The organism is Paenibacillus sp. N119s (genome assembly GCF_059447605.1).
The window spans coordinates 1-6,926 of sequence record NZ_JCAJRU010000254.1; the positions used below are offsets into that span (position 1 = coordinate 1).

8 protein-coding genes, 1 rRNA gene and 1 other RNA gene are annotated in these 6,926 nt (G+C 46.1%); all 10 read left to right on the forward strand.

Features of this window, described 5'->3' with window-relative positions; genetic code table 11:
- On the forward strand, positions 1 to 666 hold a 666-nt coding region (gene rho, locus AC5V8P_RS21795), incomplete at its 5' end, for a transcription termination factor Rho (RefSeq protein WP_495473855.1).
- A 96-nt stretch (positions 667 to 762) separates the two neighbouring features.
- Positions 763 to 2,034, forward strand: coding sequence for a radical SAM family protein (locus AC5V8P_RS21800; protein ID WP_064795669.1), 1,272 nt, complete (start codon positions 763 to 765; stop codon positions 2,032 to 2,034).
- Between the two features lie 155 nt (positions 2,035 to 2,189).
- A complete protein-coding gene (gene rpmE / locus AC5V8P_RS21805) occupies positions 2,190 to 2,387 on the forward strand; it encodes a 50S ribosomal protein L31 (RefSeq protein ID WP_007428119.1) in 198 nt (65 codons plus the stop codon).
- A 112-nt stretch (positions 2,388 to 2,499) separates the two neighbouring features.
- An RNA gene (ffs, locus tag AC5V8P_RS21810) (signal recognition particle sRNA large type) lies at positions 2,500 to 2,766 on the forward strand.
- Positions 2,767 to 2,922: 156 nt separating this feature from the next.
- On the forward strand, positions 2,923 to 4,671 hold the full coding sequence (gene dnaX, locus AC5V8P_RS21815; protein ID WP_063212129.1) for a DNA polymerase III subunit gamma/tau: 1,749 nt from the start codon (positions 2,923 to 2,925) through the stop codon (positions 4,669 to 4,671).
- Between the two features lie 39 nt (positions 4,672 to 4,710).
- Positions 4,711 to 5,022, forward strand: a complete 312-nt coding sequence (locus AC5V8P_RS21820) for a YbaB/EbfC family nucleoid-associated protein (RefSeq protein ID WP_007428121.1) — start codon at positions 4,711 to 4,713, stop codon at positions 5,020 to 5,022.
- Positions 5,023 to 5,049: 27 nt separating this feature from the next.
- Positions 5,050 to 5,649, forward strand: a complete 600-nt coding sequence (gene recR, locus AC5V8P_RS21825; RefSeq protein ID WP_063212128.1) for a recombination mediator RecR — start codon at positions 5,050 to 5,052, stop codon at positions 5,647 to 5,649.
- Positions 5,650 to 5,862: 213 nt separating this feature from the next.
- Positions 5,863 to 6,174: a DUF2508 family protein gene (locus tag AC5V8P_RS21830; protein ID WP_063212127.1), complete on the forward strand. Its 312-nt coding sequence runs from the start codon at positions 5,863 to 5,865 to the stop codon at positions 6,172 to 6,174.
- Positions 6,171 to 6,446 (forward strand): pro-sigmaK processing inhibitor BofA family protein, encoded by a 276-nt coding sequence (locus tag AC5V8P_RS21835; protein ID WP_064795668.1) that lies wholly within the window; start codon positions 6,171 to 6,173, stop codon positions 6,444 to 6,446. The genes AC5V8P_RS21830 and AC5V8P_RS21835 overlap by 4 nt, the downstream gene beginning before the upstream one ends.
- Positions 6,447 to 6,868: 422 nt before the next feature.
- A 16S ribosomal RNA gene (locus AC5V8P_RS21840) occupies positions 6,869 to 6,926 on the forward strand; the annotation flags it as partial.

Genomic DNA, 6,926 nt, shown 5'->3' on the forward strand with positions numbered 1-6,926 from the left:
GTGGCCTCTACATTTGATGAACTTCCTGAAAATCACATCAAAGTGGCAGAATTGGTGTTGGAGCGTGCACTGCGTCTCGTAGAACATAAAAAGGATGTCGTTATCCTGCTGGATAGCATCACACGGTTGGCTCGTGCCTACAATCTCGTTATTCCTCCTTCTGGTCGTACTTTGAGTGGGGGTATTGATCCCGCGGCATTTCACCGTCCAAAACGCTTTTTTGGCGCGGCTCGAAATGTGGAGGAAGGCGGTAGCTTGACGATTCTTGCTACAGCCCTGATTGATACAGGTTCTCGTATGGACGATATCATCTATGAAGAGTTCAAAGGCACAGGTAATATGGAGCTGCATTTGGACCGGAAACTGGCAGAACGTCGTATCTTTCCTGCAATTGATATCCGTCGTTCCGGTACACGTCGTGAGGAAGTGCTGTTGAACAAGGAAGAATTAGATACGATCTGGGCTATTCGCAAAAATATGACGGAAAGCCATGACTTTGTGGAAGGCTTCCTCAAAAAGCTCCGTAACAGCAAAAATAACGCTGAGTTTTTAGCTTCGTTTGATTTGACGGCTTCTTCTTCCAGCGGCTCTCAAGGTAATTCTGGTGGCCAACAACGAAGAACTACGCGTTCTACCACAGCGTCAGTTCCAGCCACAACCAACTAAAACCCATCTATTTGTATTTTATCTGTTCTGTAAGTACACAGCCGTTACCATTTATTTGGCTAATAGTGTGCTTGATGGAACGAAAGGAGCTCCATAATGTATTTGGTGTATGCCGACGAAAAAGGCAATGTATATGACCATGCTTCTTTGTATGGGCTTGCCCGTAGTGCAGACATGATTGTTGAAATCATGGAGGATGAGCTTATTCCGTTGCCGGAAGGAGCCACACTAGTAAGCCTGCCCAACACCCGCCCGGTCGGTATGAACCCTGAAACTGGGGAAATGGTCTCTCTTCCGGGAGATATGCAGGCAGTAGGAGCTTTGTTGCCGCAAGGTTTTACACGACTTTGCCTCCCGGGTTATGTGAAGACGGATAAGGAGTATAAACTCCCCTTGTTCGGTTATTCGGCCGTTGTCTGGAAAGACGGGGCATTTTATGTAACGGCAGAGCAGAGTGACAGTCCATCCAAATGGAATCCCGAAAACTGTGACCGCAATCAAGTCAAATTGGGAGTTCAGCGGATGACGGAGCAGTATCCCGAAAATAGGCTGTATCAGCATTTGTCTAACTGTGCGCTGGGCTATGAATGTCTTACTTCTTCGAATACGTTCCTGAATCGTTGGGAAGGGGGAGTTCCGGTATCTTATTCTTGTAATGCGGGCTGCTTTGGCTGTATATCTGAACAGCCGGATGATAGTGGTTTTGTATCTCCGCAGACAAGAATGAACTTCCGTCCCCGCGTGGAAGAGATTGTAGAAGTCATGTTGGAACATTTGAAGACACCTGAGTCTATCATCAGTTTTGGGCAAGGTTGTGAAGGTGAGCCTTCCACTCAGGCCAAACTGATAATTGATGCGATCAAAGAAGTTCGTTCCGTTACAGATATGGGGTATATTAATATCAACACCAATGCGGGATTGAGTGATCATATCCGGGGAATTGTGGATGCGGGTCTTGATCTCATGCGAGTAAGTACAATTAGTGCATTGGACGACCATTACAATGCATATTACAAGCCACGTGGTTACATGCTGGCTAATGTAGAAAAGTCACTCCGTTATGCATCCGAGCAGGGAGTGTATACGTCAATTAACTATTTGATTTTTCCGGGTGTAACTGACCGGGAGGAAGAAATTGAGGCAATGATTGAATTTGCCAGACGCACTAAGCTCAAGCTGATCCAAATGCGCAATTTAAATATTGATCCTGAAAGCTATCTGGAGTTGATTCCGCCAGCTCAAGGGGAGATTCTTGGCATGAAGCAAATGCTTGAGATTTATCGTGAGGAACTGCCGGATGTGGTGATTGGTTCCTACACTCATGTGCCGCCGCAAGGGCTGGCACGTCCCAAACTTGCCAAGGCCTAATTAAGGTCGACAGCTACTTGAGACACACCGATTTTACACTGTTTTGGTATGCTAAAAAGATGTTGAAACACTTATATTCAAGTGCTATAATTTGAACATGTGTTCATACAACTCTGGACTGATAGGACGTTCAGGGCGGAAAGAGGTGAAAGTTAATGCAACAGGCTATTCAACCGAAGTTTAACGTAACTAATGTTACTTGCGCTTGCGGGAATACGTTTGAAACTGGTTCTGTAAAAGAATCTCTGCGTGTGGAGATTTGTTCCGCTTGCCACCCGTTCTTCACAGGTAAGCAGAAGTTTATTGATGCTGGTGGGCGTGTGGATCGTTTCAAAAAGAAATACGGTATGTAATAAATTGCCGTCAAGTTATAAAGTTATTAGAGCCTTCTGCAATTGCAGGAGGCTCTTTTTGTTGTTATTTGCTATTTGCATTTTATGCAACCATGAGATATACTTATTTTCACCGTGCTAGATGGGGAGGTAGCGGTGCCCTGTAACTCGCAATCCGCTATAGCGAGGTTGAATTCCTGTTAGAGGTGTTGTTGATGTGAGGCTGGTCCCTGCGCACAATGTTGACGGTTGGGTCCTCCGCAATGAGTACTTGTGAACCTGGTCAGGTCCGGAAGGAAGCAGCCATAAGCAAGCCCACTCTTGTGCCGGAGGGTCGCCTAGCCCGAGTTGTTGTTCAGGGTTGCCGCTCGGATCACAACGATCAATAACAGGTGCACGGTATTATATAAAGAATTAGAACATCTTGGCGATTGTGCGAAGATGTTTTTTTGTGCTTATAAATTGAAATGTGTCTGGTTTAGATTCGGACGGGAGTATAGTATAATGAAGTGACCCTAAATGGTCATGAAAGTGAATGGGAAAGAGGGAACGCGCATTGGAACATATAGCGTTGTACCGTGCTTGGCGGCCGCAGGCTTTCAAGGACATGGTAGGACAACAGCATATTATCCAGACATTGCAGAATGCCATCCGCGAAAATCGCACGTCCCATGCTTATCTGTTCAGTGGTCCGCGAGGAACGGGTAAGACCAGCGCGGCCAAAATTTTGGCCAAGGCAATCAACTGTGAGCATGGACCTGCGCCGGAACCTTGCAACGAATGCGAGGCCTGTAAACGGATCACGGCTGGAGCGGTCATGGATGTACAGGAGATTGATGCAGCCTCTAACCGGGGCGTTGAAGAGATTCGTGATTTGCGCGATAAAGTCAAATATGCGCCCACAGAAGTGCGGCACAAGGTTTATATCATTGATGAAGTGCACATGTTGACGACGGAAGCGTTCAATGCCCTACTCAAGACGCTGGAGGAGCCGCCGCCACACGTAATGTTCATATTGGCTACGACGGAGCCACATCGGATTCCCGCGACAATTATTTCGCGTTGCCAGCGTTTTGATTTCCGGCGTGTATCGCTGGAAGAGCAGACAGAGCGGCTTAACCTTATATGCCAGCAGGAGAACATTCAGGCTGATTTAGATGCGCTGCAATATATTGCACGTCTCTCAGATGGCGGGATGCGAGATGCGGTTAGCGTCTTGGATCAGATTTCTTCGTTTACTGATGGTCGGGTTACGTATCAGCAGGTGCTGAATATGACGGGCGGAATCGCATCCGAGCAATTCGGCAAGTTAGCCTTGGCATTACTGAAAGAAGATGTGGGCACAGTGCTCCAATTGATCGAGAACTTTATGCAGGAAGGTAAAAGTGCGGATAAGTGTATGGAGAATCTTCTGTACTATTTCCGAGACCTGCTAATGATTAAGATGGTGCCGCAGGCGACCAAAATGACCGAGCGGGTGCTGAATCCAGAGCAGTTTAAGGAAGTGGCAGATGCTTTTACCAAGGAGCAGCTCTTTGCCATGATTGATACTCTGAACCGTTATCAGAGCGAGATGAAATATGCTGTTCAGCCCCAGACTTTATTTGAAGTGGCTCTATTAAAGTTATGCAGCATTCCGGGGGAAGCAGGAACTACTGTTCAGCCGACTGCGCAGCGCTCTGGGGCTGCGGCTGGTCAGGAAGATGTGGCCATGCTAAAGCGCCAGCTTGCTGAGCTGGAGAAGAAGCTGGAGCGTGCGATGCAAGGTGGCTTGGCTGCTGGAGCGGGCCAGGAGGCACCTTCTGGTGGTCGTCAGGCAGGTAGTCGTGCCCCTGCTCCGCGTCTTTCAGCGCCAGCCAAACTTCCTCCTCAGTTGGATCGCTATATCGCTGAAAAGTCGAGCGAAGCATTCGCAGCAGTGGGGCGTAAGTGGAGTCAGATTTTGCAAGGAGTAAAAGAGACGAAAGTTACGGTTCATGCCTGGTTTATGGATGGTGAGCCAGTTTCTGTGTTAGAGGACAGTGTGCTGGTCGCATTTAAGAACAACATTCATCGTGAAACTACCGAAAAGCCTGCTAATAAGCAGGTTATCGAGAAGGTTTTACAGGAGCAGTTGGGCCATCCTTATCGTTTGGTTACAATGATGCAAAAGGATTGGAATGCTGCGATTGAAGGAGTTTCCGACCAGCCTGCCGAAGAACTGCAACTGGAGCCGGAGCATGATGCGCCGGGAAAGTCCAAGGAGCCCTGGATTGATGAAGCCCTTCAGCTTTTCGGGGAAGACCTGGTAGTCATTAAAGAATAATTAATGTAGATGTATACTTCATTAAAGGAGATGATTGGAATGAACAATATGAACCAAATGATGAAGCAAGTAAAAAAAATGCAGGAACAAATGCTGAAAGCTCAAGAGGAGCTTGGTGAGAAGGTAATCGAAGGTTCTTCTGGTGGCGGTGTGGTAACTGTAGAGGTAAGTGGACATAAAAAGGTGTTGTCCATCACGATCAAACCGGAAGCTGTAGATCCTGATGATGTAGAAATGCTGCAAGATCTCGTACTTACTGCAGTCAATGATGCTTTGTCCAAAGCGGACGAACTGGCTAATAATGATATGGGTAAATTTACAGGTGGTATGAAAATTCCGGGCTTGTTCTAGTCTGCCGCACAAAGGAGAAACACGCGATTGCATTATCCCGAGCCGATTGCAAAGCTGATTGATGCTTTTACGCGCCTACCGGGAGTAGGGCCAAAAACAGCTGCCCGGTTGGCTTTTCACGTACTGAAGATGAAGGAAGACGATGTGATTGATTTTGCCAAAGCGCTGGTCAATGTAAAACGCAATCTTCATTTTTGTTCAGTCTGCGGTAATATTACGGACACGGACCCTTGTCGGATCTGTCAGGATAAGACGAGGGATGCTTCCGTCATCTGTGTTGTTCAGGATGCTAAGGATTTGGTGGCTATGGAGCGTACCAAGGAGTTTGATGGTTTATACCATGTCCTTCACGGTGCAATCTCACCAATGGAGGGAATTGGCCCTGAGGATATCAAACTCAAGGAGTTGCTGAACAGGCTCAGTGACGAACGCGTCAAGGAGTTGATCCTGGCTACGAATCCGAACATTGAAGGAGAGGCCACGGCTATGTACATTTCCCGACTAGTGCGTCCATTTGAAATCAAGGTTACTCGTATTGCTCACGGTTTGCCTGTGGGCGGGGATTTGGAATATGCTGACGAGGTCACCCTGTCCAAAGCATTAGAAGGCCGTAGAGAGCTCAATTAGTAGGTGTAGTTACATGTTATAGGTTATGAGTCTGCAATGTCCTCGGGACATCCTTGACTCACTTAGGGAGCCGTTATGGCTCCTTTTTTATTTTGCAGTAATAGAGAATTTTATAGTCGTTCCTGGTTCTAAGTTTGTCCTTTATTCAATAAGTATGAATAGGGTAGTCTTGCAGACTGTACACATAATTCAGCTTGTGAGGAGGATGAATGAATGTGGGAACGGATGAAACAAAATTTCCGTCGTCAGGAGAATGGAAAATCAGAGGCGGAATATCGGCAGGAATTGTTTGCACAGATTCGGGCTTCGCATGCGGAATGGTTGAGAGCGCATCGTTTATTTCATGAAGCTACGGGTAAGGATGAGATCGACTATGCCATTTTTGTTCTGGAAGCTGCCGAGCGTAAATATCAAATACATTTAAAAATTGCAAAACAGCAGGGTTTACATCGTTTTCACCTGCCAGCAGATGAACCGGGTTATGCAACGGATACAGATCGGGTTCATAAAAGGAGAGCGGAATGAGAGGGGCAGTCTGGTTTGTCTTGATTGCCTGTGCTGGATTACTGGTGTATCTAATCCTGAAAAAACGTCTGGGAATCGGTTGGTTTGTAGTCTTTGGAGCGCATATGGCTTTGGCAGCCATCGCGCTGTATGTTATCAATTATTCAGGATGGATTACACAGGTGTACATTCCAATAAATCCGGTGACGATGGGAGCAGTAATGATATTAGGCTTGCCAGGGATTGCGCTTTTGCTGGGACTAAAAATAATATTGTTCGGACAGGCCGTGTGAAAAACATAATTGTAGCAGTTATTATGGGAAAAGGAAGTGTGCAAAACAGGCGAGTTTTGTTGAGTAGGATGCGGTGGAGTTTTATTTTTTAAATTATAGTTGACGAGGAATTCAAAAATATGATACATTAATTCTCGGCCTTTGAAGCCCGGGGATTTTTTTGTGAGAGCAATGCTAAATGAAGTTAAAAAAATAATTTCAAAAAAGTGTTGACTTAAATCTCGGATGTATGTTATATTAATTAAGTCGCCGCTGAGATGCGGTGGTGAGATAAAGTGAGATACAATAAAGGTTTGATCTTTGAAAACTGAACAACGAGTGAGTAAACTGATTTTGTTCGCAAAATCAAATATGAGATATTTTATCTCGTCAGTTTCAAAATGAGCTAATCGCTCTTTCGATGAACCAGCTTCGGTTGGTCTTTAATGGAGAGTTTGATCCTGGCTCAGGACGAACGCTGGCGGCGTGCCTAATACATGC